The sequence below is a fragment of the Janthinobacterium sp. Bl 1 genome, assembly GCF_058215535.1.
The window spans coordinates 3,482,264-3,508,840 of record NZ_CM177086.1 but is presented as its reverse complement, the minus strand read 5'-3'; the positions used below and the strand labels follow the sequence as shown (position 1 = coordinate 3,508,840).

Sequence of the window (26,577 nt, the reverse complement as noted above, 5' to 3'; positions counted from 1 at the left end):
GCAAGCCTTCAGTGGCGTGCGCGGCGATGCAGTTCCGCCTGCTGCGCGGCGTGCAGCGCCTGGATGAATGCGGCATCCCCCCCGGCACAGGTGCTGGCCGTGCAGCCGCCCAGGTCCTCGGCAATGCGAAAACCTTCGCCCAGGCTGCTGGCATTGCCGCGGCCGCCATGCCCGCGCGCTGCGCTGCGCAGTACCTGGCGCGAGGACGAATAGCTGCCGCCCCGCGTGATGAAATAGTCACCTTCCGCCTCGCAACCGCTGCGCCAGGCCGCCCCGTCGACGGGCGCACCCCGGTAGTCGGGATGCTGGCAATCGGCCACCCATTCCGCCACGTTGCCCATCATGTCGTGCAAGCCGTAGCCGTTGGGCGCATACATGCCCACGACGGCCGTGTACTCGGTGCCGTCATCGCAATCGGTGACCAGCATATCGAGGCCGTGATCGCGCTGCGCAGCCGCCTTGAAACGCCGGTCCTTCATGTTGGCGTACTTGCATAATTGTTCAGGCGCATCTCCGGACGAGTATTTCGTGCGGGTGCCGGCGCGCGCCGCGTATTCCCATTCCGCCTCGCTGGGCAGGCGGAATGGGCGCCCCGTTTCCCGCGCCAGCCATTGCACATAGGCCGCGGCATCGTCCCAGCTCACGCACATGACGGGGTGATAGTCCGTTGGCGCATGCGCAGGGGCGTCCCAGCCCGACGCCTTGAGCGCGATGCCGTCAGTGCGGTCGAATTCCCAGCATTCGCCAGCCGCCCGATAGCCGCTGGCGGCAACGAATTGCCGGAACTGCGCCACCGTCGTCTCGTATTTTGCAAGTCGGAATGCGGCCACGCGCACCTCGTGGGGCGGCCCCTCGGCCGGATTATGGCTGCCGTCACCGATACGCGGCTCCGTGCTGCCCATGGTAAACACGCCGGCGGGAATACTGGCCATGGGCGGGAGGAAGGGGGCGGCAGCTGCCTGGGCGCTGCAAAAGATGGCGCAGGCAACGATAAGTATGCTGTGCTTCATGTGGCTCCTGTAATCGGTGGGTGAGAACACAGATTGACAGCCGGGCCAGCGGATGGCCGCACGCATGCGACGAATCGACAATGGGGCCGATGAATGGCAAGCCATGTTCTGGTCAATCAGGCAACGGGCCGCTACACTATGCCCATGATCAGAAAAACGACTTTGCTACAGGGCTGGCGTTCACTTTGGGAACTGCGCCCCCGGCACGATGTGTCCACCCTGACCCGCCTGCTGGTCGTTTCCCTGATCGGTGTCGCCCTGGCATTGGTCCTGATGACCATCGTCGCCATCTTCGGCCGGGTCGACCGGCCGCTCTGGTGGTGGGCATCACTGCTGCCGAACATCGGCATCTGCCTGTGCATCGTGCATACCCTGTTTGGCGTGCTGCGCCTGGCCGGGCGCTGCCTGCCGGCGCCGCTGGTCGAGCGCATGTCGAACGTGCGCGACCTGCGCGCCGGCATGGTGCTGGGCGCGCTGTCCCTGGCGGCCATCATCCTGGGCATGAGCATCGGCTTTACCATCGTGCCAATACTGGTCGGTTTCAAGCTGTGGGGCATGTTCGTCTCGCTGCCCGCCGCGCTGACCAAGTTTGCCGTGTTCATCCTGTTTGTGATGGCGGCTAACTGGGCCTGGTGGCATTCGCGCCTGCGCCAGCAGCAGCTGCAAAGCGAGGTGACGGATGCGCGCCTGCGCTTGCTGCAGGGACAGATCGAGTCGCACCTGTTGTTCAATACCTTGGCCAACATCCAGAGCCTGATGGACTACGACCCGCCGCGCGCGAAACGCATGCTGGAAACGTTTTCCGGCTACCTGCGCGCCAGCCTGTCGCAGCTGCGCCAGGGCGACAGCACGCTGGAAGCGGAACTCGACATGGCGAGCCAGTATCTGTGCTTGATGCAGATCCGCATGGAGGAGCGCCTGCGTTTCCGCATCGACGCCAGCGCGCAAGCGCGCCTGGCCAGCCTGCCCACGCTGATGCTGCAGCCGCTGGTCGAGAACGCCGTCCAGCACGGACTGGCGCCCAAGCTGGACGGCGGCAGCGTCGTCGTGCATGCCGAGGTACGCGCGGGCCGCCTGGAAATCCGCGTGCTTGACGATGGCGTGGGCTTGACGGCCCCAGGCAAGCCACCGCGTCCGGGCAGCGGCATGGCGCTGGCCAATCTGCGCTCGCGCCTGCAGGCTCAGTTCGGCGCCGCCGCCAGGCTGAGCCTGCGTGAGCGCGAGAGCGGGCCTGGCGTCGAAGCCGTGCTGGAGCTGCCGTACCTGGGTGCCGGCTCCACAGTGCCGGCGGTCGCATGACGCGCGCCCTGATCGCGGACGATGAACCGCACCTGGCGCTCTACCTGCGCGACCAGCTGCTGGCCCTGTGGCCGGACTTGCAGATCATCCACATGGCGCGCAACGGCGTCGAGGCCGCTACCTGCATCGCCGAGCTGGAACCCGATATCGCCTTTCTCGATATCCAGATGCCGGGACTGACCGGGCTGGAGGTAGCACAAGGTATCGAAGGCCCAACCCGCGTGGTATTCGTCACCGCCTACGACGAATTTGCCCTGCAAGCCTTCGACCACGCGGCGCTCGATTACGTATTGAAACCCGTCACCACCGAACGGCTGGCTCGCACCGTGGCGCGCCTGCGTGCGACGCCGGTCTTGCCCCACGCCGGTGCGGCCATGGCGCAGACGCTGCGGCAACTGACGGCCGCACCCGGCCAGGCCCGCCCCCGGCTGCGCTACATACTTGCGTCCCGTGGCGAGCGCACGCACCACCTCGACGTGGCAAAGGTGCGCTTTTTCCATGCCGACGACAAGTACACGGTTGTCGCCAGCGTGGATGGTGAATTCCTGATCCGCACGCCCATCACGGAACTGGCGGCCCAGCTTGATCCTGAGCTATTCTGGCAAGTCCACCGCTCCACCCTGGTCAACCTGGCCTGGCTGGAAGGCACGCGCCGCGACGACGCCAGCCGTCTGTTCCTGCGCATGCGCGACCACGCTGGCGAGCTGCCCGTGAGCCGCGCCTTCGTCCACCTGTTCCGGGCCATGTAGCTTCGGCCACCAAGTAGCGCTGACGTCGCCGGAGGTCGTCCTGGCGTCGATCCGGCAAGTCTTGCCATCAGGCAACTACGGGGCCGAGGAGCGAAAATGCAATTGGCCCACCGTTTGCGCGGCGAGCCAGTATCCAGTTCAATATTGTCGGGGCGAAGGCCCCGTCCATCAAACCGCCCGGCGCGCCCGCAGATGCAGGTGGCGGATGGTGGCTGCGGCCGCCATCAGGATGGCGGAAGCCGTGGCCAGCACAACAATAAATGCCTTGTCGAAGGCCGAGCGGGCCAGTTCCGACACTTGCAGGCCCAGTTCGGCCGGCAATTGTTCGGCGGCCAGCAGCGCGGCATCGAGCGTGTCATGGGCGTTGGGCAACAGGCCCGCGCTTTCCGGGATCACCAGGGTGGCGCTGTAGACGGCCGACATAATCGTGCCCAGCACCGTCACGCCGATGACGGCGCCAAGCTCATACGACACTTCCTCGATCGAGGCGGCCATGCCCGCTTGCTGCGGCGCCACGTTCAACATCACGGCGCTGGACGCGGCCGTCATGACGGCGCCCAGGCCCAGGCCCAGGATCACCAGGCTGGCCACTTGCGCCGAGACGGCGGCGTCATGCAGCACCAGATACGATGCCATGCCGATACCGGACAGCAGCAGCGAACCCCACAATACCTTGGCCTTGTCGGCGCGCGGCAGCATGAAACCCGTCAATGGGCCCGCAAACACGGACGCCAGCGGCAGCGGCAACAGCAGCAGACCCGCTTCCAGCGGCGACAATTCCCGCACCAGCTGCATGTGCTGGCTCAGCGCCAGTTCCATGCCGATCAGGGCGGCGGACGCCACCATGGCGGCGGCCACGGCGCTGGAAAACGGCAGTTTGCGGAACAGGGCGAAGTCGATCAGCGGCTTGGCTTGCCGCTTCTGGCGGCGCACGAATTTCAGCATGAAGAACGCGCCCACGGCGAAAGCACAGGCAGCCAGCGCATACGACGGCTGCGACTTGCCCAGCTCCTTGATCGCATACACGCCACCAAGCAGGCCCATCATGATTTGCAGCGAGCCCACCAGATCCCACGGCTTGTCGCGGTTACCGGCCCGTTTTGGCAGGACGACGGCGGCCAGCACCAGGGTCAGCAGCACGATGGGCACGTTGATCAGGAACACGGAACCCCACCAGTAATGTTCCATCAGGAAACCGCCGAGCACGGGACCGAACGCGGCACCACCGGAAGCAATCGCTGCCCACACGCCGATGGCGAACGAGCGCTCGCGGTTATCCGTAAAGGTCAGGCGGATGATGGACAAGGTGGCCGGCATCATCAAGGCGGCACCGATGGCCAGCAGCACGCGGGCAAAGATCAGCCATTCCGGCGCGGGTGAAAACGCGGCGCACAGCGAGGCGATACCGAACACGGCCAGGCCGGCAAGGAAAACGGGTTTGTGGCTCAGACGGTCACCGAGGGTGCCGAAGCCGGGCAACAGACCGGAGACGACCAGCGCGTAGACGTTGATGATCCACAGTTTTTGCGAGGAAGAGGCCTGCAAGTCGCGCGTCAGCGCGGGCAAGGCTGTGTAGAGCACGGTCATGTCGACCACGATGAGGAACAAGGCGCTGGAGACGATGGCCAGCGTCAGCCATTTTTTCATTGGATGCATAAACAACTCATGGATTTGGTGTAACTTTTAACAACTATCGGTATGGATAAAGCGGGTGCTGCGCAAATATTTACGTTCCAGGCTGCCACGGGCCTGGGCTGGTCGGGGGCGGCGGGCGTCAGCCACGGTCGCCATCCTTGTCATCCACGGCGGCCGTTACTGCCGGCACGTCGAGTTCGCGCAGCATGACGACGGACACTTGCTTGAAGCCACGGCCCTGGAAGAATTTTTGCGCCGTCAAGTTGTGCGCGCCGCATTCGAGGAACAGCCGGGCGATGCCGTGGCTGTGCAGCTCGTCGGCGACCCACTCCACCAATTGGCTGCCGATACCGCTGCCGCGCACGGAGGGCAGCAAGACCAGGTCATCGAGCGCGGCGAACGATTTCGAGGCGCGCTGGCGCGTGTCGATGGAAACCAAGGCCATGCCGACGATGGCCTCGCCTGACGTGGCGACGGCCAGCAGGGTCGAATCGCCATGCACCCAGTCATGCGACAGGGCGGCGCGGATTTCGCCACGGATGACCTCGGGCAAGTCCGCGCGCCAATTGCCGGGCGCATCGGCGCGCTCGCCCTGCAGCTCCGAATGGGAGATATAGTCGGCGCTGACGTTGTCGAGGTAGAGCTTGCACAAGGTGTCTTCGGCGGTGGCGTCGTGGCACCAGCTGAAGCTGATGGCGGGTGAATTGGCTTGAGCGTTTTTCATGGCGGATCTCGTATTGTTGAAAATGTAAAGACATTTTATGTCGCCCCTGAATGGCATTCAAGTTAAAATCCATCTGTAAAACAGATAGGTGGATGCCATGCAATGGACTTTGGAACAAATGCGCTACTTTGAAGCGGCCGTCGCGGCTGGCTCTTTCTCGGGCGCGGCGCGCCGGCTGGGCCGCGCGCAATCGGTGGTCAGCACCTCGATCGGGCTGCTGGAAGCGGAATTCGGCGTGGAACTGTTCGACCGCTCGCGCCGCAGCGCCGTGCTGACGGAAGCGGGCAAGGTCATGCACCTGGAAGCATGCGAACTGCTGCGCCAGGCCGAGCGCTTGCAGCTGCGCGCGCAACTGCTGAGCGCCGCTCCCGAAGCCCAGCTGACCCTGGCCCTGGACGAAGCCCTGCCCTACCTGGCCATCGGCACCTTGGTGAAAGAACTGGCGGCGCGCTACCCGGCCCTGGAACTCGTGATGCTCAACGCCACGGCCTCCGAGGTGGCGCAATACGTGGAACAGCAGCAAGCCGACGTGGCTTTTCACTTCGACCGCGGCCCGATCTCGCCCGTCCTGGAACAGCAGCACATCGGCAGCGTGGCGCAAGGCGTGTTCGTGGCGAAAGGCCACGCCATGGCCCACGGCCAGGAAGTGAGCCGCAACGAGCTGACCCGCTACCGCCAGCTGATCATGGATTCCGAGCTCAACCGCGAACACGCGTTCAGCCCGGCCGTCTGGTTCTCCGACAGCTTCTACAGTATTGCCGAGATGGTCGCGGACGGGCTGGGCTGGGCGATTCTGCCGCTGAACATCGCCAATTACGACAATTACAAGGGCTATCTGCAGGAAGTGCCCTGCCCTGCGCTGGCCTTGTCGCGCCTGCCTGTGCGGCGGCTATCGATACATGGCAAGAAACTGAGCGAGACGAGTTTGTGGTTGACCGACAGGCTGGCGGAGTTGTTGGCGGATGGGCCGCGGGGGTAAATGTATGCAAGTCAATGTGGAAATGCTTGGGTTTTTAATGCTAATTAGAAGCCAGCTCCTGGGAGCTGATTCGGTACGACAAGGAACCTGAGTTAAAGGCCGAGGTATGACACAATGATTTGAACTTGAATGATTGAAAACGGCCGCATTAAATGACCAGGAAAAAATGAGTATTAACGCCAAACTGAAAAAACTCGAAGATAAAGCCATGGCCAAAGGCGAGTATGCGGTCGCCGCAGCCGCAGCCCATCTTTTACAAGATATAGTCTGCTTGGACAAGCAGATTAATCTGGTTGGGGCGATGCACGAAGTTGGCTATCTGCAAAATTCGTTTTCTCCATACTGGAAAGAATTCAGAGCTGGTGAATCGGCATGGATAGAACGCTGTTTAAGCAGACTTGTCACTGCTGATCATGACTATTGGGCGCTTGCCTCGCTTCTGGGCTGCAATGGCCCAACGACCGTCAGCATCGCCGTTGGCCAGGGTTTCAAATCCGCTGCAACAAGGCTCTACGAACGTTTTGACAAACCCAAGGTCCATGTCAATACTTTATATTTGACAGCCAATGGAAAAGTGCTGCATCCAGTACTGGAAATCGGCTATGACACAGCTGAAATGAAAAATGTCGACGTGGGAAGAGCGCGGGCGCTTAGTTTGGAAAATGCACAATGGCAACCAGGTGATTGTTTGGGCATAGGCGCACTGTCACTTTCCATGCAGGCCAAACTTCCGCATGGCGCATGGAGGTCGGTATGGACGGCTTTTGAAACATGGCATGCATAATGACATGATGAAATGCAAGCCAGTCTATGCATGGCTGGAAATGGCGCAAGATGATGACGTGCTCATTGATCCCGACGATATCAATCACGAAGCGATAAACAATATGTGGAGCTTTTCGCCCACGGAAGACGAAACGCCGCAGATCCATGCGGCCGATATCGTTGAATTCGTCGGAGAGTTAATCGCGGCCCGCAGCAGCGCGCTCGTTGGCGAGGAGATACTGTTCTATTGCTGGCACGATGCGCAATGCCGGCAGTTGCGCTTCAGCCTGGTGTCGCGCTCGCATGGGCGGTTGCCGTTTCGCTGCGAGTTGCACGAAACGCAGGATCTGGCGCTGATCGCCGACCGCGTGGTGAACGGGGACTGGCGCAACGAACATTATATGCAAGCCCCGTCGGAGGATGGCGATGAGCAGGAGCAAGTGCCGTTCGTCCTGCCGGTGTTTGTGGCGCCTGTGCCCCAGGAATCAGCGCGCCAGGAAGCGCGCTGGCCGGCAAGCCTGGAGGGCTGACCTTGGCTGGCCAGTGACGATTTCCTCGCTGGCAAGCTGTCCCACGATGGCCGCCAGCACGACGCCTGGATGCATGGCGCACACGTACGCGCCTTCGACCTGCGGCAAGTAGCCGATGACGGGCACGCCATCAAAGGGCATGGGGCGCAGGCCGACGCAGGCGAATGCCGGCGTGATGGACTCGGCGCCTTCCAGTTCATCGCTGATCGCGCTGGCCGTGCGCTGCGCCATGGCGGCGGGCTGGTTTTCCGGCGCCTCGTCCACATAGTCTTCCGCGGCCAGCATGGTGCCATCTTCTTCTTGCCGCACCTCCATTGCATGGCTGGAAATAATGCCGCGCACCAAGCCGGGCGGCGCCTGGTAGCGCATGAAAATGGCGGGCGAGGCGTGGATGGGCAGGCTGGCGCCCAGCATCTGCGCCAGCGCAGCAGTTCCCGTGCCTGCCGCCAGCACGACCACGTCCGCTTCGATGAGGCCAGCGGCCGTTTCCACGCCAGTCACCTTCGCACCCTGGACGGTAAAGCCCAGCACGGGCGTGTGCGTGCGGACCGTCGCACCCAGCGCCTGGGCCGCTGCCAGCAAGGCGTGTGTGGCGGCAACGGCGTCGAGCGCGCCCTGCTCCGACTCGTGGACCGCCTGTTCCGGCGGCTGCCTGAGATGCGGTTCAAGCTGGGCAATGCGCGAGCGGCCCACCAAGATGGATACGGGCGACACCCGCCCATCCTGCGTGCCATACGACAAGGCGCCATGCCAGCGCACCGTCAAGCCGGGCACCTGCATTTCCAACTGGCGCCAGGCCGCGATGGCGCCACTGCGCAGGGCCGCAATGGGATCAGTCCCGGCGCAGGACGTGTTAATCCACGCAAACGAGGTGCCCGTCACGCCGGAAGCAATGTCGCCCGCCTCCACCACGGTGACTTGCGCCCCCTTGCTGGCCAGGTGGTACGCGAGCGACGCGCCCACGATGCCAGCGCCGATGACGACGATGCGTTCGGGCTTCTCATGATTCATATCTGCCAACTTTGTTTATTTATCACAGGGCAGAGTCTACCCCAGCCGCCCGCAAATCCAGCGCATAGGCATGGCCATCGACGACCTTGCCTGCCACGATGGCAATATCTGGCACGGCCATACCTTGCACGAAACCGCAGCGCTCCAGCACGCGGATCGAGGCCGCATTGCCATCGATGGCGTAGGCGCACAGGCTGGCCAGCCGCCATTCGTCTTGCGCCAGAGTGATCAGATAACGCAGTGCGGCCGTGGCCAGGCCCTTGCCAGCTTGCTGTTCGCCGATGCGGTAGCCGACTTCGGCCGTTCCGGCCTGCCCGTCGATATCCTTGAGGTTGGCGCGCCCGATCAGCTCGTCGCGCTCGTCCACGATGACGCAGGGGTGCATGCGTCCCTGCGCGTGTTCGTCCAGGAATTGCGCGACGTGCGCCTGGACGCCTTCGATGCTGTAAAAAGCGTCGGGACGCCGGTCGATATGGCGCTCGAACCAGGCCCGGTTGGCGAGTTCGAAGGCCAGCAAGGGCGCGGCATCGTCGGGGCGCAGGGTGCGTATCGTGTGTGTACTCATGGAGACTCCTGGAAAGGCATGAGTCTAGTGAAGCGCCACGCGGCCCGTCAATCTTGATTCCATGAATCAATATACAGATACAATCGCCGCCATGAAAAACGACTTATCCGCCCTTGAGGCAGCGCGCCTGCTGGGCGTCAGCCTGCCCACCCTGTATTCCTATGTGAGCCGGGGTCTGCTGGCCTCCGTCAGCAATGGAGAATCGCGCCGCAAGCGCTATCCTCAGGAAGACGTGCTGCGCCTGGCGGCCCGCAAGAATGACGCCAAGCGCGGCGGCCAGACGGCCGTGGCCGCCATGCACTGGGGCTTGCCCGTGCTGGAAACAAAGATTTCCCACATTCTCGATGGCCGGCTGTTGTACCGTGGCTGCGATGCGACGACATTGGCCGAGTCCGCGACGCTGGAAGCGGCCGCCAGCCTGCTGTGGGACGACGGTGCGGGCGACTATTTCCAGCAAGATGCGCCTGTCCTGCCGCAGGGGCTGGCCAGCGTAACGGGTGCGACGCCGCTGGCACGCGCCATGCTGGCCATGGCCATGCTGTCGTCCCTGCCTGCGCCTGCGGACATGCTGCAGTCCGGCCCCGCCTTGATGCGCATCCTGGCCGCCGCCTTGCTCCAGACGGCGCCGTCCGCCTTGCCGCTGCACCAGCAGCTGGCCCAGGCGTGGCAGGCCGACACGGACCAGACTGAATTGCTGCGCGCCGCCCTCGTGCTGCTGGCCGACCATGAATTGAATGCGTCCACCTTTGCCGTGCGCTGCGTCGCCTCGACGGGTGCCAGTTTGCCCGCCGCGCTGGGCGCCGGGCTGGCGGCCTTGTCCGGAGACAGGCACGGCGGCGGCAGCGCGGCGGCCAGGTGCATGTTGAGGGATGCGCTGGCCGCGCCGGACGCCAGGGACGCCATCGGCGCCTTTTACAAGACCATCGCGCCGGAATTCGCCGGCTTTGGCCATCCGCTGTATCCGCAAGGCGACCCGCGCGCCGCGTATCTGCTGGATCGCCTGTCGGCGCTGTCGCACAAGTCCCCGCAACTGGGCGCCATCCTGTCCGTCTGTGCCACGGCAGGTGAGCTGCTCGATGCGCGTCCGAATGCCGACCTGGCGCTGGCCGCCATGGAGCTGGCCTTCGGCTGGCCCGAGGGCGCAGGCATGAGCGTGTTTGCGCTGGCCCGCTCGGCTGGCTGGATCGCGCATGCCAACGAGCAAGCCGCCAGCGCGGCCCTGATACGCCCCCGCGCCCGTTACATCGGACGCCACCAGCGCGATTGACAATATCCGCTTGATTTATTACGCATACGTAGTAGTATACTTCGCATGCGTACCAATACCTCCCCTACTCCAGACGTTCCCGATACCGCCGCCTGCCCGCTGGGCGAGCGTTCGCCGCGCCTGTTCAATCTGCTCAACCTGGCGCGCCAGAACCTGTTCCGCTCGGCCGACGCCGTCTTCACCAGTGAACTGGGATTTTCCGGCACGCAAATCGTCGCCCTGTTTGCCCTGAAGGGCGAGGAAGGCTGCCAATTGAAGGATCTGGGGCGGGCGCTGCAATTGAAAAATTCGGCCGTCACAGGGCTGGTGGCGCGCATGGAAGAAAACGGCCTGATCGTGCGCGGCCAGTCGGCGCTCGACGCGCGCGCCGGCACCCTGCACATGTCGCCCAGGGGCGGCGAGGTGCTGGCCGCCGCCCTGCCCCTGCTCGACAGCCTGAATGAACAACTGAAGCAAGGTTTCAGCGAGGAAGAACTGGCCGTCGTCGCCCGCTTCCTGCTGCACGCCTCGCGCCTGCGTTTTGCGCAGGACGTCTGACCCATCCCCACATCACCACCACAGGAGTTATCCATGCACCCGAACGACATGACCGGCTTGCAACTAATGCAAGCTTTCGCGCAAGGCCTGTTTCCCCGGCCCGGCATTTCCAAGACCATGCCCATGGATGCGCACACGGTCGAGCACGGCCGTGTCATTTTCACGGCGACGGCAAATGAAACGCACACCAATCCCATGGGGGGCGTGCATGGCGGTTTCGCGGCCACCGTGCTCGACACCGTCACGGGTTGCGCCACGCACACGGTCTTGCCGGCCGGCGAAAGCTACGGCACGACGGACCTGAACATCAAGATGTGCCGCCCCCTGCCCTTCAACGTGACGGTCTACGCGGAAGGCAAAGTCATCAATGCGGGACGCAATCTGGTCATTTCCGAAGGCACGATCCGCGACGAAGCCGGTAAAGTGTACGCGCACGCGACGGCCACCTGCATGATCATCCGCCCCCGGGAACAAGCGGCCGCATGATACGGCCCGGCACAATCGAGGAAGCCTGGCAGGTGCTGCAGGCGATACCCGAGTTCGACCAGCGGCGCAGCCTGGCGCAGCTGCAGGAGCGGCTGCCCGCCGGCCCCCTGATCCTGATCTCGGAAGCGGACGGCCAGCCCGTCGGATGCAAGCTGGGATATGCGGCCGAGGACGATTCTTTCTACAGTTGGCTCGGCGGCGTGCTGCCCGCGCACCGCAAGGCTGGGTTGGCGCAACGCCTGCTGGAATTTCAGGAGCGCCGGGCTGCGGAGGGCGGCTTTTCGGCCATCACGGTGAAATCGATGAACCGCTATCCCGCCATGCTGCGCTTGCTGATCCGCAATGGATACCAGATCCGGCTGGTGGAGCATTTTGGCGACACGGCCAGGGAGCGCATTCATTTCATCAAGCCGCTGCCTTGAAATGCATCACAAAGCAACATCCATATCTCTTGCTTGCTAGATAAGCAACAATGCCATACACTAAACCATGTTGTGTCCTTGAATCGACAGCATGAGATGCTATATCGCAGGCGCCCATGTTAACTCGTCGTTTTGCAATGTAGAACACGTTGGGTCTAAAAAAATGAAACTACCCGTTCAGCTTGAAAAACTGCATCAAGTCGCTGATGCCGCTGCAATTCAGTTTGAAACTTCCGCCGATATGGTCTTCGAGCCTTGTGGCCTTATCCTGGAAACGCCTCAAATGGAACAGCAATACTGGTGCACCCCTGCTAACGTCGTTACCTTTGCAAGCACAGGCGGGGACGGTGTCCATTACAGTTATCTCAAAGACTTTGTATCCGCTAACGGAACTTTACCGATCGTAATGACTCTGCCAAGCGCGGACGAAAACAACGTAGTGATCGCCGAGTCCTTTGAGGAATTCTTTAATTTGGGCTACTACGTCGGCTGGTACTCCCTGGAGCAGTTAGTATATCAAGAGGAGGAGGCAATCGATTATTTTATAAAACCCGATGAGGAACACCGGGACGATGCAGAGTCTCGTCTCGAATACATGCGGGAGGCTTTGCAGATGCGTCCTGTTCCGCCGCAGATGGCGCGGCTCGCCAAGCTCCGCGAGCAATATTTCGATCTTCTGCTGATCGCGGAATTGCCGGAGTAATCGCAGCCACTCATTCAGCCGACGCGCTGGCGCGTGCCCTCAGCCCGCCGCCTTCCTCTTCCCCTTCAACAAACTTCCCGCCGCATTCTCCTCGAAGCGCCCCGCCTCTTCTATATAGCCATGCACGGTGCCGTCGTGGCGCCAGCCGCCCTGGCGCTTGATGGCCTGGAAATCGGCGCCGGCCCGGTGCGCGCTGGTGGCCATGCCGCGGCGCAGGCTGTGGCTCGATAGTTCCGGCACGTAATCGAGCGTCGCCAGCCTGGCGCAAGCTTCCAAGATCGTGTTGATGCTGCTCGCGTGCAGTCCCTTCGCGCCCACATGTCCCCACTGGTTCACCGTGCGCAAGAGCGGCCCCGTACGGATGTGCGCCGCGGCCAGCCACGCGCGCAAGGCCGTGGCCGGGCAGCAGACGCCGTCGCCGAACGGAATCGCCTTGACGATGCCCTCCCCCAGTTGGTCCGTTTTCGAGCGGGGCAAGGTGATCACCATGCCCTGCGGCTCCCAGCTCACGTCTTCCACGGTCAATCCCACCAGTTCGCTGCGTCGGAAACCGCCAAAAAATCCCAGCTGCAGCAAGGCGCTGTCGCGCAAGGCCTTGCTGGTGCCCAGCGCGGCCAGCTTGGCGACGATCGCTTCCAGATCCTCCAGCGGCAGGGCCTTGGCCTTCTTCTTCGGCTTGCCGTGCAGGCGGGCGATGCCGGCCAGGGTCTTGCGCACGGTGGGCGTGGACGCAGGGTCGGCAAAGCCCTGGTACACATGCCATTGCGACACGGCTGTCAAACGCAGGGCCAGGGTGCGCACGTTCAGGCTGTCCGCATAGGCCATCAGGTAGCGGATGACGGTGGACTCGTCGGCGGGCAGCCCCCCGCCCCAGGCCTGGAAGTGGCGGATGGCAGAGCGGTAGGTGCGGCGCGTGTTATCGGACGTGGCGGCGGCGAGAAATGCCTGGTGGCGCGCGGCCAGCTCCGCGTCGATCAGGGTGCCGTGTAATGGCGCAGTGGCGATGGCTGTGCTTTTGGACGCGGCAATACGTCGTTTCGAGAGGGGCAAATCGGGCATGGCGGCGGCGAAATCGCGGTTTTGTACTGAGAGATACGCAGAATAGCATGCAAAGCACCCCCATAACACGCGATAAGCAATCTTATCGTGACTTATATTTTTCGGAAATCACGAATATTTATATCGCAATATTATTCAATATTACGTATCATGTAATACGTTACTAAATTTCGCTCATAGGTGGTTTTATGGCCCGCACCGGCATTCTGTACTCTGATGTTATGAAAGCAGCCCAAATCGTCGCTGCCGATGGGCGCAATCCCACGGTCGACAGCGTGCGCGAAGCGCTGGGCAGCACGGGTAGCAAGAGCACCATCGCGCCCCTGCTCAAGCGCTGGAAGGAAGAGTTCCAGGGTGCGGGCGCCGTGAAAACGGAAGCGGGCTTGCCGGCCGAGCTGATGGAAGCGATGCGCGGCGTCTATGAGAAGCAGCAGCGCGACGTGGCGCAGCAGCTGGAAACGGGCATGCAACAGAACCGCGCCGAACTCGACGCGGCGCTGGAAAAATTGAAGAAGACGGAAACGGAGCGGTTGAAACTGACGGAAGCGCGCGCCGCCCTCACCCAGGAATTGCGCGCCACCCAGCACGCGCTGGCACAACTGAAGGAAGAGCACCATTTTCGCGCCGTCACCCTGGCCACCCTGCACAGCGACAATGCTGGCCTGACGCAGCGCCTGGCCGACCGGGGCGAGGAAATCGCGGCCCTGAACCGCCAGCTGGCGCAAGTGCGCTCGCAGTTCGACCATTACCAGGAAGCGGCCGCCGCCCAACGCAACGAGGAACGGGCCCAGGCGCAGCAACGGGAGAGCCGCCTGGAGCAGGAGAACGCCCAGCTGCAGCAGCGTCTGCAAGGCCAGCAAGCGACCTTGGTGCAGCAGGACATGCGGCTGGCACAGCTGCAGGCGGAGCACACGCGCCTGGCTGATGAAGCGGCCGCCGACCGCGCAGCGCTGGCTACCGTACGTCCCGAACGCGACCAGTTCGAATTCCAGTACTTGCAGGCGGCCGCGTCGGCCGACGCCTTGCTGGCCAAGCTCGATACGGCCTTGCTGGCGCTGAACGACGCCAAAGTAGCCCTGGCGGCGCAAGACCGGCAGCTCGACATGCTGGCGGAGAACGGGCAACTATCGCAGCAGAAAATGGAAGGCTTGGCGCAGGAGCGCGACGGCTTGCTGCGCGATAATGCCGGCATGGCGGCGCGCCTGGCGCTGCTTACGGATAGCAAGGAGCAGCGCGATGCTTGAACCAGTCTACATGGCTGGGATGCCAGGATCGCTTCATCACACGTGCCCCGGCCGGTAGCGCACCCGTATCCACGCGCCGATGGCGTCCACGCCGCTGTCCGCCGCATCTTCGACCCAGCCCGCGCGCGCATAAAAGCGCCGCGCGCCCGTATTGCTCAGCTGCGTTTTCAAGCTCAGGCGGGGACCGAAGCGCGCCACGACGGCCGCCAGCAGTTGCCTGCCGATGCCCGAGCCGCCGTGTGCCGGGTGCACATACAGGTGGTGCAGGAAGTAATCGGGGGCATCGCCCGTGTACACGGCGGCAAAGCCGGTGACGATGCCGCCGCGTTCGGCAACGAGGATGGCTTCGCCCTGCGTCGCCGCCGTAAAAGTAGCGCTGCCAGCGACGGGGCCGAAGGCGTCGCGCCCGGCCAGGGCCAGGATGGCGGTGCAGGGCTGCGTGTCCGCGCTGGAGAAAGAACGAATCAGGCACATGGCTGGCGCGCTATCCATTCTTTACAGGCGGCGATTCAGCACGCTGTCGATATCGTGGGTTTTCACTTCCGCCTGGACTGTGCCGTTTTGCAGCCAGTAGCCGTCACCTCCGTGTTTCAGCGCATCCATGTCGAGTTTGCCCAGCGCTGGTGGAATGATGCTCGCGAGCATAGCCGCCACGTCATCCCATTTCCGATACATCAGCTTCAAATACCAGCCGTCGTCATGGGCAAAGGCAAGAAAGCGGCTGCGCAAGACAGGCAGCGGCGCGAGCGCGCCGCGATGGTCGAGCATCGCGGTCACGTCCGCATCCGGGAAGGCGGGCGGCTTGCCCTGCCAGTCGGCCCAGGCATGACTGCCCCAGGCGTGCATGTCTTCGAGCGCCAGGGCCGGCAGTTGCTGCTGGGCCAAGGCCTGGAAAGCCGCAGGCTTTCTGGCCGTCCCGGCGCTGCCCCTGCGCAGCACGATGCCGCCAGCCTCGCCGAGCGCGGGGATACAATCCTTGAATTCGATGCCGGAAGCGACGAGCATGCGCTCCGCGGGGTCGTGCCAGATATACAGATAATGTCTCAAGTAGAAGTCCGTTTTGCTTTTGGCGCCGTATTTGCGGCCACGGCGGCGCGTATCAGCGCCTTGAACGCCGTGGCATCGAGATGCTCGCCTTCGTGGATATCGATGGCCCGGCGCGTGTTGCCGTCCAGGCTGGCATTGAACAGGCCGGCCGGATCGGGCAAGGCGGCGCCCTTGGCGAAGGTGAGTTTCACGGCCGATTTGTAGGTTTCGCCCGTGCAGATCATGCCCGCGTGCGACCAGACGGGCACGCCGCGCCATTTGACTTCCTCGACCACCTCCGGGTCCGCCTGGCGGATCAGCGTCCGCACATTGGCCAGGATTTTGCCGCGCCAGTCCGCCAGCGAGGCGATCTTCGCGTCGATCTGGCTGGCGGCGGGCTCGGCGTTTTCGGCGTCATTATCGGGCGCCGTGCCCGGTACTGTTTTTTTCATGGCTGACATTTCCTTCCCTGCCCGCTTGCCTTACTGCGCAGGGTCGGCCATGCAGCTGACAAGCGAGGCAATCAATTGGGTGCGCAGCGCCTGGTATTGCGCATCCGTCGCAAAGTCGCGCGGATCGGCCGGCTGGTTCAGCAGGTAGGCGGTGGCGACCGTGCCGCTGGAGGCGTGCAGCAGTGTATACAAACTGATGATGCCTTGCGCTTGCGCGATACTGGCGTTATTCAATCCTAGCACTTCCACGCCATCGCGCGCGTCCGTTTCCAGCGGCAGTTGTTGCGGCAGCTTGCCCCTGGCGGCCATTTCTCGCATCTGCGCCACGATGGTGTCGCGGTCGGCCGCGAACTGGCCTTCTGCGCTGCGTTCGATCTTCAGATTCACGAAAGGCAAGCTGCTCTTGCGGAACAGCATCAGCCGATAGCCATCGGCCGTCGATATCTGCCTATCCCCCGCCGCCATCTTGACGATGCGCGTGGTCGCACCGGCTGGCAACCGGTCCTGCGTCCTGAACTGGAACTGGCTGCGGTTGATGCATTGCGCCAAGGGCGCCAAAGGATCGGCCGTGCGGTCTTGCGCGTGGACGCCCAGTGTCGCGAGCAATACGGGGATGGCAAGCAAATGGCGGTGGTTCATGAAAGGTGTCAGTCATCGAGTCAAGGTGCGGCGAGCATAACCGTCTATATTGCCAGAAGGCAAATGTTTAGTTGCCATCCTCTAAATACCCATGGGATAGCTTCTTAATATGAACTTCACCCGGCCCACGTAGCATTCATGTTGGCAAGGCTCTCATTGTGCAGCGCCTGCCCTTTACCGGCAGAACCATGAATGACATCGCTTTAACCCTGCGCCACGGTGCCGCCGTGACGCTTCCCGCCAGCGGACACCGCCTGAAAGCGGCGCTGGGCGCCCTCTTCTTTCCCCGCCAGCGCTCGCGCTGGCAAGCTTTCCTGGGCAGCATGCCGGGCTTGCACTCGCTGGCGCAGCTGCATCCTTGCCTGCGCTTCAAGATCTACCGCCCTTACGCCTCGCGCCAGCTCGGTTGCGCGGATCGCCTGGCCTTGCTGGAAGGACATTACCGCTTCCTGTGGCAAGCAGGCGCCCGCGCGCTGGTCGAACGAGCCGCTCGCGGGTCCGTCGTGCTGGCCGCGTTTGAAGGCAAGGACGGGGCGCCGTACCGCTTGCAACTGACGGCCATCCACGACAGCTACCGCGAAGGCGAACTGTGCCTGCGCCTGACGCGCGACGGCCAGCCCCTGTACCTGGCCAGTTTTTTGTTCGTGCCGCGCGCCGATGGCGTCTCGCTGCAGCTGGGCGCGCTGCAAGGCTTGCGCTCGGAGGCGGGCAAGCTGGCCGTCAAGGAAGCCACGCGGGCGCTGCACGGTTGCCGCCCGAAAAACCTGATGGTCGCGGCCTTGCGCGATTTCGGCGATTTTTTTGCTTGCAATAACCTGTTCTTGATCAGCAATGACAACCGCATCGCCCTGAATGCGCGGCGCCGGCGCCATATCGCCGCCGACTACGACCTGGCGTGGCAGGAGTTGCACGCCTTGCGTATGCGCGACGGCAATTATCACTTGCCCTGCGCGCCTTACCGTGCGCCCGATCTGGCCGGCGTGCCATCGAGAAAGCGCGCCGATGCGCGGCGGCGCGGCGAATTGCTGCAAGACATGGCCGACGGCATGCGCGCGCAGCTGGCGGATTTTCTGGAAGCGCCGACGGCTGAAAATTGAGCAGGCGCAAGCATTGCCAAGCCGATAAGCATGCCATAAAACTCAGGCGACCTTCATGTTGGCGCCGTATCCTTCACTTGACATGCCAGACATCTTATCGAGGCACTGGCGTGCATCCGGCCCACCCAGGACAAGGTTCCCATGACACCCGCTTTCACTTTTCTCCCCCTTTGCCTGCTCGGCAGCGCCGCACTGGCCGCTCCCGTACTGGACGACGCCGTGCGCCAGCGCGCGGAAGAGCTGACGCGCACGGGCATGCACGCGAGCATCGTCATCGCCATCATCGATGGCAAGGACAGCGCCGTGTACGGCTTTGGCAGCGTACATGCCGGCAAGAACATCAAGCCGGGCGCCGATACCGTCTACCAGATCGGTTCCGTCACCAAGACCATGACGGGCTTGCTGCTGGCCGACGCCGTCGTCCAAAACAAGGTCAAACTCGACGAGCCGGTGGCGGCATTATTGCCCGGCTATACGGTGCCTGCGTTCGAGGGCAGGACGATCAGCCTGCTCGACCTGGCCACGCACTACTCCTCGCTGCCGCGCCTGCCCGACAACTTCGCGCCGAAGGACCCGGCCAATCCATATGCGGACTACACGGAAGCCAAACAGCGGCAGTTTCTCGCCGCCTATCATCTGCCGTACGCGCCGGGCACGAAACTTGAATACTCCAATATCGGCTACGCCGTGCTGGGTACGGCCCTGGCGGCACAGGCCGGTACCAGCTTTGAGGCGCTGCTGCAAAAGCGCATCGCCGTGCCGCTGGGCATGCGTTCCACCTCGAACAATCCCACGCACGGCATGCTGGCGCGCCTGGCGCCCGGCCATTTGCTGTCGGGCGAACCCACGCCGGCATGGAATATGAACGTGGTGGCGCCGGCCGGCGGCGTGTATTCGAGCGCGCGCGACATGATCGCCTACCTGCAGGCGTATATGTTCAAGCCGCTGCGCCCGTACGCGCTGGCGACCCAGCCGCAGCGTCCGCTGGCGCCCGACAGCGGCTCGAAAATCGGCCTGGCCTGGCTGCTGGAACAGCAACAGGGTCAGACCTACGCCTGGCACAACGGCCAGACCGGCGGCTACGCCAGCTATGCGGCGTTCACGACGGACGGCAAGCGGGGTGTGATAGTGCTGACCAACACGGTGCGCGAGGTCGATGCGCTGGGCTTGGCCGCCCTGCTGCCCGGCACACCGTTGCCGCCGCTGAAAAAGCCGCTGGCCGCCATCGAGCTGCCGCGCGCAGCATTGGCCGAGTATGTGGGCGAGTATCCGCTGGGCGAGGAATTCACGTTGACGGTGACCTTGGGCAAGCACGGCCTGGAGGCGGCCGGTACGGGTCTCGGATCAGCCCCCTTGTTTGCCAGCGCCAAGGATCAGTTTTTCTTCCGCGCCATCGAGGCGGAACTGGCATTTACACGCGATGCCGCGGGCAAGATCGCCCGCGCCGTGCTCAAGCAAGGCGGACAGGATGTCGTCTTGCCGCGCAAGCCGTAAAAATCAAGCGGTCGGGTCCTGCATGAATTGCTCGACCCGGGCGACAAACGCCGCCTTGCTGCGCGTGCGAAACTCGCCGAGGAAGGCATCGCTGCCCTGGACGATCTTGCCATGGCGGTCGTATGCCACCTTGCCCATCTCCAGCACGAATTCGCCCTGCGGATCGTCCTCCGGTTCAAAATGCGAATTGAAGCAGTAACCGGTGTCGCGGCAGCTGCCCCACAGCAGCAATGCGCTGCTGAACCATTGCATGGTATCCGGGCCAGGCTCCACTTCGAACAGGGTGTTGACGGTGATGTGCCAGCCGCCGGGGACGCGCAGCGGCTGCAAGGGATAGGGAAAGCGTGACTGTTTCATGTGGACGATGGCGCGCGGCGCGCCCGGTAAAAGGTGAGGAATTCCGCGGCCGGCAGCGCCTTCGCAAACAGCCAGCCCTGGCCGAATTCTACCTTGCGTTCCAGCAGATAATCGGCTTGCTGCTGCGTTTCGATGCCTTCGGCCACGATCAGCATGTTCAAGGTGCGGGCCATGGCGATGATGTGCGGCGTGACGCTGCTGGTGGCCGCGTCCGTGCCGATGGTGTCGACGAAGGATTTATCGATTTTCAAGGCGTCGAGCGGCAGGTTTTGCAGGCTCGACAGGCTGGAATAACCGGTGCCGAAGTCGTCGATGGCCACGGCATGGCCCCGTGCCCTGGCCTTTTCGATGGTGGCGCGGGCCGCTTCCACGTTGATGAAGCCCCGCTCGGTTGCTTCCAGCCAGATCTGCTGCGCCTCGATGCCCGTGCCGGCCAGCGCGCGTTCCAGCACGTCGAGCACCCGCCCCGTTTCGATGTCGCTGGCGCACAGGTTGATGGCGATATGCAGCTCGCGGTCAGCCAGCAGCGCGGCGCGCATGTCGGCGATCACGCAAGCGATGACCTGGTCCGTGATGGGCAGGATCAGTTCGGCTTCTTCGGCCACGGGGATGAACAGGTCGGGCCGTATCATGCTGCCGTCGGGACGGCGCCAGCGTATCAGCGCCTCGGCGCCCACGCACACGCCCGTATCGAGCGCGATGATCGGCTGATAGTGGACAAAGAATTCACGCCGCTCGACGGCCGTTTCCAGTTCGCCGCGCAGCGACAGCCGGCGGCGCGACAGCCACACGACGATGCCGACGATGAAGGCGGCCATCAGCAGGCCCAGCGGCAAGAGCAGCAGCTGTTCGCGGCGCAGCCTCTCGCTGAGCTTGCTGCGCGGCTCGATCATGACGGCCGTCAAGCCATCGCGGTACAGCATCGCATGGATGCTGTCCTCGCGCGCCAGCGTGTCCGCCGTCCCCTTGCCCGTCTCTCCTTTGCCCGCGAGCAGGGTCTTGACCAGGGCCGGGTCCGGATGGTGCAAGGTGTCGAGCACGCCGCCCTTGCCGATGGCCACGGCCATCTGGATGTCGTTGTCGACGATGACGTCGGAAAAGCGCACGGGATCGATCAGCACCTTATAGGCGCGGTAGGACAGCCCCACCATGCGCTTGCCGCCGCTGACGACGGGACGCAGGTTGAAATCGAGGCCCATGCCATTGTCGAGGGTAAAGTCGGCGGGCGTGACGGCGATGCGCGCTTCCTCCATGCCGTTCGACGTGCATTTGAGCAAACCGTTTTCCACATAACCGATATCGTCGATGCTGCGCGTGGTGATGGTGATGCGGCGCAGTTGCTGGACATGCGCTTCCGAACACGGCGCCAGGTCCAGCGCATCGGCGCTGCGCAAGGCCATGCTGGCCGAGGCGATCGAACGGTGGGCGCGCTCGAGCGCGTAGCCGGCCAGCAGGCGCAGGCGTTCCTGCTCGCCCTGCTCGGCGCGCACGGACGACAGATAGAAGGCCAGGCTCAGGGGGGCGGCCACGCCGATGACTGCCACCAGCACGCTCGTTAGAATAATGCGTTTTCTGCGCATGTGATTACCTGCGGTAGTTATATGATTGCTATGTATTGCTCGCTGGCATCATATTACAAGTGCAGGCTGCACACGCGGATATTGCTGAACAGTTACACTTTTTCCAGCGGCCGCGCCAGCACGAATACAAGCGCCGCCACCACGGCCGCCAGTCCGCCAGCCAGGTACAGCACGCTGGCAAAACCGTCGATGAAGGCGTGGCGCGCCGCTTCCTGCGCCACGGCCTGCATCGCGGGCGGTAGCTGGCCGAAAGCGTCGGCCGCGTTGCCGGCGACGATGCGCCCTATCATTTCAGGTGAGGCCTTCAAGCCGTGCAGCCACGCCAGTTTGTCGAACGAAGCCGCCGTGCGCATGGCCAGCACGGCGCCCAGCGCACCGACGGCCAGCACGATGCCGACAAAGCGCGTCGTCGTGCTGATGCCCGAGCCCATGCCCGTGCGCTCGCGCGGGATGCAGGCAAGGATGGCTTTTTGCGTGGTGCCGTTGAGCAATCCCGCTCCCGCGCCCGTGACGATCATGCCCGCCGCCACCCAGCCATACTGCAGGCTGTCGGCGGCCAGCGCCGTGGCCACGTTGCCGATAGCGACGATCAACAGCCCCGTCACGAGGATGCCGCGGTCGTCCAGATGGCGCATGGCGCGCGGCGCCAGACGGGACAGCACCACCATGGCGACGGCAAACGGCAGCATGGCGCAGCCGGCCAGCACGGCGGAAAAGCCGAAAGCGTTCTGCAGGTACAGGGGCAGGAAGGTCATCATCACCTGCGCGGCGATCGCATAGCCGAACATGCCCAGCACGGCGCCGACGAACACGCGGCGTCCAAACAGCGACAGATCGACCATGGGCGCGCGCTGGCGCCGTTCCACCAGCACGAACACGGCCAGCAGGGCCGCACCGGCCACGAAGCGCAGCACGGTGGCGCGGCTGGCCCAGCCCGCCACGCTGGCGTCGATCAAGCCCCAGATGATGGCGAACAGGCCGGCGGAGAATAATGCCGCGCCGAGCGGGTCGAAACTGGCGTTGGACGCATCCTTCGATTCGTCCACGTGCTTGCCTACCAGCCACATCAGGATAGCCACGACGGGCAGGTTCAGATAGAAAATCCAGCGCCAGTTGATGGCGCTCGTGATCAGGCCGCCCAAGAGGGGCGCCACCGTCATGGCCACACCCATGGCCGCGCCCCACACGGACCAGGCGCGCGCCCGCTCCTTTTCCGCATGAAAGGTGTGGCCGATGACGGCCAGCGCGGCCGTCAGCAGCAGCGCGGCACCGAGTCCCTTGATGGCGCGCGCCACGTTGAGCACGAACGGCGTCCACGCCAGGCCGCACAGCAGCGACGCCAGCGCGAACACGGCCAGGCCAAACAGCATCACCCTGCGCCGGCCCAGGCGGTCGGCGATGCTTCCGGCCGGCAGCAGGAACGAGGCGAACGCCAGCATGTAGGCGCTGACCACCCATTCCACGTCGACGAAGCTGGCGTTGAGCGAACGGGCGATCGACGGCAAGGAGACGGCCACGACGTTGGTGTCGAGCATGATCAGCGCGCAGACGCCCGAGCACGTATATAAAGTCCAGTTGGTATTTTTCATGTCCCGATTGTAAGCACGCTTGTATTATTTCCTGTTATAAGACAAGCGCCTTATAATTTACCCATGGTGAATACAGACAAAGACATGGAACTGCGGCATTTCCGCTGCGTGCTGGCCGTCGCGCACAGCCTGCACTTCGCGCGGGCGGCCGCGGAACTCGGTATTTCTCCGCCCGCGCTGACCAAGCAGGTGCAGGAAACGGAGCAGCTGCTGGGCACGCGGCTGTTCCAGCGCAGCAAGCGCGCCGTGTCCCTGACGGCGGCAGGCGAACTGTTCGTGCTGGAGGCGTCGCGGGCGCTGGGGCAACTGGCGCAGGCGCAGGAAGTGGCGCGGCGTGCCGGGCGGGGCGAACTGGGTCGGCTGGAAATCGGCTACGTGGCTTCGGCCGCGTATTCCGGCGTGCTGCAGGACCAGTTTGCCCGCTTTCGCGCCAGCCACCCCGGCATCCACATCGGCGCGCGCGAGTATGCAATGGATACCCTGCCCGGCTTGCTGGACCAGGGCCGGGTCGACCTGGCGTTCGTGCGCCCGCCCCTGCACTTGCCCGACGGACTGGACAGCGTGGTCTTGCTGCGCGACCGCTTCGTGCTGGCCGTGCAGGCGGACAGCCCGCTGGCTTTGGCTGACGTGGCGGCGCCGGCCGCGCTGGCGCAGCAGTCCTTCATCGTGCCGGAACAGGAATTGGGGACATTGGAAGTGAGCCGGCGCGGCGGCTTTGCGGCGCAGGTGGTGTCGCGCCCGGGCAGCCTGGTGGCCGTGCTGACGGAAGTGTCGCTGGGGGTCGGCTGCGCCATCGTGCCCCACTCGGTAATGGCCAGCGTGCAATTGCCGGGCGTGGTGTTCCGCGAGCTGGCAGGGCCGCAGATCAGCTCGGAAATCGCCGTGGCCTTCCGCCGCCACGAACAGGCGCCCGCCGCGCGCGCCTTCATTGCCCAGCTGCGCGTGGCGACGCTGGTTTAACTTCTATTCTTCAATACGGCCACGGCGTAGGTGCACGCTGTGGCCGTTTCATTCTTGAACACGCAGTCGGCGGGCGGACCCAGTTCCAGGCAATCGCCCTCGTCCAGCACGTGACGCGTGTCTCCTTCGATGAAGACGAGGCTGCCGCTGAGCGACCATATCAGTTGTCGCCGCGACACATAGGCGGCGGCCGGCATGGCCACCACGGCGCCCGGCGGCAAGGTAATATGCACGAGGTCGAGCGGCATGTCGGACGCGGGCGACACGTGCCGCCGCAGATAGCCGCTCTGCGGGTCGGTCCACACCGGTTGTTCCGCCTTGCGCAGCAAACGCCCCGCGCGCATCTCGGCGCGGGCGATCAGCTCGGACATGCTCAGGTCGAAGGCGCCCGACAGCCGCGCCAGCAAGGTGGCCGTGGGGCTGCAGTCGCCCCGCTCCACCTTGTGCACCATCGCGCGCGACACGCCCGAGCGGGCCGCCAGGTCCGTCAGCGACCAGCCCAGGTTTTCCCGCTCGAGGCGCACCCTGGCGCCGATGCGCTGATTCAATTCGTCTGGTTTAGTGGACATGTATCGGCTTCCATTCGGATTTTATTGGACAAGCGGTGAGCGGCAATCTATGATTTATCCATTATAGTAGACGATTGACGAGGAGAGCAACATGCAGATACGCGATGCCCATGCGGGCGATATCGAGGCCATACTGGCCATCTACAACGATGCCGTCAGCAACACCCTGGCCATCTGGAATGAACGCACGGTCGATGCGGCCAACCGCGCCGCCTGGCTGGCCGACCGCCAGCGGGCCGGCTATCCGGTGCTCGTCGCCATCGATGCCGAGCAGAATGTGGCCGGCTACGCCTCGTTCGGCGACTGGCGCCCGTTCGAGGGTTTCCGGCATACGGTCGAGCATTCCGTATACGTGCGCGCTGATCGCCGGGGTGCCGGCGTCGGCAAGGCCTTGATGGTGGAATTGATAGCGCGGGCGCGCGGCTTGCGCAAGCACGTGATGGTGGCAGGCATCGAGGCGGGCAATGCCGGCTCGATCGCCCTGCACAAGCAGCTGGGCTTCGAGGAAGTGGGATTGATGCGCCAGGTGGGCACCAAGTTTGGCGCCTGGCTGGACCTGGCGTTCCTGCAGCTGCAACTCGATACGCGCAGCGATCCGGACGGCATCGCGCCGCCCGGTTAAGTTAGCATCAGGGATCGATCTCCGGCGGCGGGCGGCGCAGCGCCATATGTTCCCACACGGCCACCAGTACCAGCACGCAGCTGGTGATGCAGGCCAGGGTCAGGGGCGAATACAGGCGGCCATAGGCCATCGGGATCAACGCCAGGATGATCAAAATGCCCAGCAGATGCGACAGCGGCGGCGCGGCGCGCTCGCTGCTAACCCATTTGAACAGCGCATTGCCCAGCAAATACAGGATCGGGCCGCCCAGCAAGGCGCTGATGCCGGCGAAGCTCGCTTCGTCCGGATGCACGAGGGCCAGTTCATCGGCCACGGCGCTGACGATCACGCCGCCCACGATCAGCACGTGGATATACGTGTAGGCCTTGCGGGCGATGCGGCCCGGGTCTTTCGAGTGGGCGATGCGGTGGTGGCCCGCCTCGGCGCCCGTGTCGAAATAAATCCACCACATGGCGATGCTGCCGATCAGGGCCGACAGGAAGCCCAGCCAGTTGGCGGCCGTCCATTCCAGGCCCGCGAACGTGGCGCCCGTCACCAGCAGGGATTCGCCCAGGGCAATGATGACGAACAGGCCGCAGCGTTCGGCCATGTGGCTGCCATCGACGTCCCAGTCGGCCGTCGTCGAGCGGCCCAGGCCGGGCAAGCCGAACTGCATCCAGGGACCGGCCAGGTCGATCGCCAATGCCAGCACCCACCAGAAGATGCGCTGTTCGGGCGACGCGATGCCGCCCGCGATCCAGAAGATGCCGGACAACACGGCCCACAGGGCGATGCGCTGGAAATTGCGGCGGCGCGACAGCGCTTCATGGCGCACGGCCCACCAGGCAAACAGGGGCCGGCCCACCTGCATGGCGACGTAGGCACCGGCAAAAGCCAGGCCCCGCGTGCCGAACGCTTCGGGGATCGAGGCCGACATGATCAGGCCGCCCAGCATCAGCGCGAACAGGCTGATGCGCACGGGAATGCGCTCGGGGTCGAGCCAGTTGGTGATCCACGACGTGAAGATCCACACCCACCAGACGGCCATCAGCAGCAAGCCCGTCTGCAGCCAGCCCATGGCGCTCAGGTGGGCCAGCAAGCCGTGCGACAGTTGTGTGACGGCAAACACGAACACGAGATCGAAGAACAGCTCGATCATGCCCACCTTGCCGCTGTCCTGCACGCCGCGCTGGCGCAGCAGGGATTTTGTCAATTCCATAGCTACTCT

General features: G+C 63.9%; 30 protein-coding genes. 15 read left to right on the top strand and 15 right to left on the bottom strand.

Annotation, left to right across the window (positions count from 1 at the left end):
* Positions 1-8: 8 nt before the first annotated feature.
* On the bottom strand, positions 9-1,010 hold the full coding sequence (locus AC4BCN_RS15595) for a formylglycine-generating enzyme family protein (RefSeq protein ID WP_219329073.1): 1,002 nt from the start codon (positions 1,008-1,010) through the stop codon (positions 9-11).
* Between the two features lie 210 nt (positions 1,011-1,220).
* On the opposite strand from AC4BCN_RS15595, the gene AC4BCN_RS15590 reads away from it, so the two are divergent.
* Positions 1,221-2,309, top strand: coding sequence for a sensor histidine kinase (locus AC4BCN_RS15590; protein WP_219329074.1), 1,089 nt, complete (start codon positions 1,221-1,223; stop codon positions 2,307-2,309).
* Positions 2,306-3,058, top strand: a complete 753-nt coding sequence (locus AC4BCN_RS15585) for a LytR/AlgR family response regulator transcription factor (RefSeq protein WP_219329075.1) — start codon at positions 2,306-2,308, stop codon at positions 3,056-3,058. Before AC4BCN_RS15590 ends, AC4BCN_RS15585 begins: the two co-directional genes overlap by 4 nt.
* Positions 3,059-3,226: 168 nt before the next feature.
* Here the strand turns inward: AC4BCN_RS15585 and AC4BCN_RS15580 are convergent, their stop codons facing one another.
* Positions 3,227-4,705 (bottom strand): MFS transporter, encoded by a 1,479-nt coding sequence (locus AC4BCN_RS15580; RefSeq protein WP_490493607.1) that lies wholly within the window; start codon positions 4,703-4,705, stop codon positions 3,227-3,229.
* A 127-nt stretch (positions 4,706-4,832) separates the two neighbouring features.
* Positions 4,833-5,417, bottom strand: coding sequence for a GNAT family N-acetyltransferase (locus AC4BCN_RS15575; RefSeq protein WP_181877989.1), 585 nt, complete (start codon positions 5,415-5,417; stop codon positions 4,833-4,835).
* A gap of 97 nt (positions 5,418-5,514) precedes the next feature.
* On the opposite strand from AC4BCN_RS15575, the gene AC4BCN_RS15570 reads away from it, so the two are divergent.
* The 3 genes from AC4BCN_RS15570 to AC4BCN_RS15560 all read left to right on the top strand — a co-directional run bounded on the left by AC4BCN_RS15570 (position 5,515) and on the right by AC4BCN_RS15560 (position 7,691).
* Positions 5,515-6,396 carry a LysR family transcriptional regulator gene (locus AC4BCN_RS15570; RefSeq protein WP_034748268.1) on the top strand — a complete coding sequence of 294 codons (882 nt, stop codon included), beginning with the start codon at positions 5,515-5,517 and terminating at the stop codon, positions 6,394-6,396.
* Positions 6,397-6,562: 166 nt separating this feature from the next.
* Complete coding sequence (locus tag AC4BCN_RS15565; protein WP_490491160.1) at positions 6,563-7,180, top strand: hypothetical protein; 618 nt, start codon at positions 6,563-6,565, stop codon at positions 7,178-7,180.
* Positions 7,173-7,691, top strand: a complete 519-nt coding sequence (locus AC4BCN_RS15560; RefSeq protein WP_490491159.1) for a hypothetical protein — start codon at positions 7,173-7,175, stop codon at positions 7,689-7,691. Before AC4BCN_RS15565 ends, AC4BCN_RS15560 begins: the two co-directional genes overlap by 8 nt.
* On the opposite strand, the gene AC4BCN_RS15555 is transcribed toward AC4BCN_RS15560, so the two are convergent.
* Together AC4BCN_RS15555 and AC4BCN_RS15550 are read right to left on the bottom strand one after the other, a co-directional pair.
* Positions 7,647-8,702, bottom strand: coding sequence for an NAD(P)/FAD-dependent oxidoreductase (locus tag AC4BCN_RS15555; RefSeq protein WP_490491158.1), 1,056 nt, complete (start codon positions 8,700-8,702; stop codon positions 7,647-7,649). The genes AC4BCN_RS15560 and AC4BCN_RS15555 overlap by 45 nt on opposite strands.
* A gap of 22 nt (positions 8,703-8,724) precedes the next feature.
* Entirely contained in the window at positions 8,725-9,267 is a 543-nt protein-coding gene (locus tag AC4BCN_RS15550; protein WP_490491157.1) for a GNAT family N-acetyltransferase, read from the bottom strand.
* Between the two features lie 91 nt (positions 9,268-9,358).
* Here AC4BCN_RS15550 and AC4BCN_RS15545 point away from each other — a divergent pair, with 91 nt between their 5' ends.
* The 5 genes from AC4BCN_RS15545 to AC4BCN_RS15525 all read left to right on the top strand — a co-directional run bounded on the left by AC4BCN_RS15545 (position 9,359) and on the right by AC4BCN_RS15525 (position 12,682).
* Entirely contained in the window at positions 9,359-10,534 is a 1,176-nt protein-coding gene (locus AC4BCN_RS15545) for a citrate synthase family protein (protein ID WP_490491156.1), read from the top strand.
* Between the two features lie 45 nt (positions 10,535-10,579).
* Positions 10,580-11,071 (top strand): MarR family winged helix-turn-helix transcriptional regulator, encoded by a 492-nt coding sequence (locus AC4BCN_RS15540; RefSeq protein ID WP_490491155.1) that lies wholly within the window; start codon positions 10,580-10,582, stop codon positions 11,069-11,071.
* Between the two features lie 33 nt (positions 11,072-11,104).
* On the top strand, positions 11,105-11,557 hold the full coding sequence (locus AC4BCN_RS15535) for a PaaI family thioesterase (RefSeq protein WP_034748275.1): 453 nt from the start codon (positions 11,105-11,107) through the stop codon (positions 11,555-11,557).
* Positions 11,554-11,979, top strand: a complete 426-nt coding sequence (locus tag AC4BCN_RS15530; RefSeq protein WP_490491154.1) for a GNAT family N-acetyltransferase — start codon at positions 11,554-11,556, stop codon at positions 11,977-11,979. Before AC4BCN_RS15535 ends, AC4BCN_RS15530 begins: the two co-directional genes overlap by 4 nt.
* A 163-nt stretch (positions 11,980-12,142) precedes the next feature.
* A complete protein-coding gene (locus tag AC4BCN_RS15525; RefSeq protein WP_490491153.1) occupies positions 12,143-12,682 on the top strand; it encodes a hypothetical protein in 540 nt (179 codons plus the stop codon).
* A gap of 39 nt (positions 12,683-12,721) precedes the next feature.
* On the opposite strand, the gene AC4BCN_RS15520 is transcribed toward AC4BCN_RS15525, so the two are convergent.
* The gene (locus tag AC4BCN_RS15520) at positions 12,722-13,741 is read right to left on the bottom strand and encodes a tyrosine-type recombinase/integrase (protein ID WP_490491152.1); all 1,020 of its coding nucleotides are present in this window, start codon (positions 13,739-13,741) and stop codon (positions 12,722-12,724) included.
* A gap of 221 nt (positions 13,742-13,962) precedes the next feature.
* Between AC4BCN_RS15520 and AC4BCN_RS15515 the strand changes: the two genes are divergently transcribed.
* The gene (locus tag AC4BCN_RS15515; RefSeq protein WP_490491151.1) at positions 13,963-14,985 is read left to right on the top strand and encodes a DNA-binding protein; all 1,023 of its coding nucleotides are present in this window, start codon (positions 13,963-13,965) and stop codon (positions 14,983-14,985) included.
* Between the two features lie 36 nt (positions 14,986-15,021).
* Here AC4BCN_RS15515 and AC4BCN_RS15510 read toward each other — a convergent pair whose 3' ends face one another.
* From AC4BCN_RS15510 to AC4BCN_RS15495, 4 genes are read right to left on the bottom strand one after another with little or no spacing between them, the layout of a single operon-like run.
* Positions 15,022-15,477: a GNAT family N-acetyltransferase gene (locus AC4BCN_RS15510; RefSeq protein WP_490491150.1), complete on the bottom strand. Its 456-nt coding sequence runs from the start codon at positions 15,475-15,477 to the stop codon at positions 15,022-15,024.
* 3 nt (positions 15,478-15,480) lie between these two features.
* Positions 15,481-16,032 carry a hypothetical protein gene (locus tag AC4BCN_RS15505; RefSeq protein WP_490491149.1) on the bottom strand — a complete coding sequence of 184 codons (552 nt, stop codon included), beginning with the start codon at positions 16,030-16,032 and terminating at the stop codon, positions 15,481-15,483.
* Positions 16,029-16,463 (bottom strand): DUF1801 domain-containing protein, encoded by a 435-nt coding sequence (locus AC4BCN_RS15500; protein ID WP_490491148.1) that lies wholly within the window; start codon positions 16,461-16,463, stop codon positions 16,029-16,031. The genes AC4BCN_RS15505 and AC4BCN_RS15500 overlap by 4 nt, the downstream gene beginning before the upstream one ends.
* A 30-nt stretch (positions 16,464-16,493) precedes the next feature.
* Entirely contained in the window at positions 16,494-17,102 is a 609-nt protein-coding gene (locus tag AC4BCN_RS15495) for a hypothetical protein (protein ID WP_490491147.1), read from the bottom strand.
* A 188-nt stretch (positions 17,103-17,290) separates the two neighbouring features.
* Here AC4BCN_RS15495 and AC4BCN_RS15490 point away from each other — a divergent pair, with 188 nt between their 5' ends.
* Both AC4BCN_RS15490 and AC4BCN_RS15485 read left to right on the top strand, forming a co-directional pair.
* Entirely contained in the window at positions 17,291-18,199 is a 909-nt protein-coding gene (locus tag AC4BCN_RS15490) for a VirK/YbjX family protein (RefSeq protein ID WP_490491146.1), read from the top strand.
* 141 nt (positions 18,200-18,340) lie between these two features.
* Positions 18,341-19,693: a serine hydrolase gene (locus AC4BCN_RS15485; RefSeq protein ID WP_490491145.1), complete on the top strand. Its 1,353-nt coding sequence runs from the start codon at positions 18,341-18,343 to the stop codon at positions 19,691-19,693.
* Positions 19,694-19,696: 3 nt separating this feature from the next.
* Here the strand turns inward: AC4BCN_RS15485 and AC4BCN_RS15480 are convergent, their stop codons facing one another.
* The 3 genes from AC4BCN_RS15480 to AC4BCN_RS15470 all read right to left on the bottom strand — a co-directional run bounded on the left by AC4BCN_RS15480 (position 19,697) and on the right by AC4BCN_RS15470 (position 23,219).
* Positions 19,697-20,050: a hypothetical protein gene (locus AC4BCN_RS15480; RefSeq protein ID WP_490491144.1), complete on the bottom strand. Its 354-nt coding sequence runs from the start codon at positions 20,048-20,050 to the stop codon at positions 19,697-19,699.
* On the bottom strand, positions 20,047-21,630 hold the full coding sequence (locus AC4BCN_RS15475) for an EAL domain-containing protein (protein ID WP_490491143.1): 1,584 nt from the start codon (positions 21,628-21,630) through the stop codon (positions 20,047-20,049). Before AC4BCN_RS15475 ends, AC4BCN_RS15480 begins: the two co-directional genes overlap by 4 nt.
* A gap of 92 nt (positions 21,631-21,722) precedes the next feature.
* The gene (locus AC4BCN_RS15470; protein WP_490491142.1) at positions 21,723-23,219 is read right to left on the bottom strand and encodes an MFS transporter; all 1,497 of its coding nucleotides are present in this window, start codon (positions 23,217-23,219) and stop codon (positions 21,723-21,725) included.
* Between the two features lie 63 nt (positions 23,220-23,282).
* Here AC4BCN_RS15470 and AC4BCN_RS15465 point away from each other — a divergent pair, with 63 nt between their 5' ends.
* Positions 23,283-24,179: a LysR family transcriptional regulator gene (locus tag AC4BCN_RS15465; protein WP_490491141.1), complete on the top strand. Its 897-nt coding sequence runs from the start codon at positions 23,283-23,285 to the stop codon at positions 24,177-24,179.
* Here AC4BCN_RS15465 and AC4BCN_RS15460 read toward each other — a convergent pair.
* Entirely contained in the window at positions 24,176-24,748 is a 573-nt protein-coding gene (locus AC4BCN_RS15460) for a helix-turn-helix domain-containing protein (RefSeq protein WP_490491140.1), read from the bottom strand. The two genes, AC4BCN_RS15465 and AC4BCN_RS15460, sit on opposite strands and share 4 nt — an antisense overlap.
* A gap of 91 nt (positions 24,749-24,839) precedes the next feature.
* Here AC4BCN_RS15460 and AC4BCN_RS15455 point away from each other — a divergent pair, with 91 nt between their 5' ends.
* Positions 24,840-25,370, top strand: coding sequence for a GNAT family N-acetyltransferase (locus tag AC4BCN_RS15455; RefSeq protein WP_490491139.1), 531 nt, complete (start codon positions 24,840-24,842; stop codon positions 25,368-25,370).
* A 7-nt stretch (positions 25,371-25,377) separates the two neighbouring features.
* Here the strand turns inward: AC4BCN_RS15455 and AC4BCN_RS15450 are convergent, their stop codons facing one another.
* Complete coding sequence (locus AC4BCN_RS15450; RefSeq protein ID WP_490493606.1) at positions 25,378-26,562, bottom strand: low temperature requirement protein A; 1,185 nt, start codon at positions 26,560-26,562, stop codon at positions 25,378-25,380.
* Positions 26,563-26,577 lie beyond the last annotated feature (15 nt).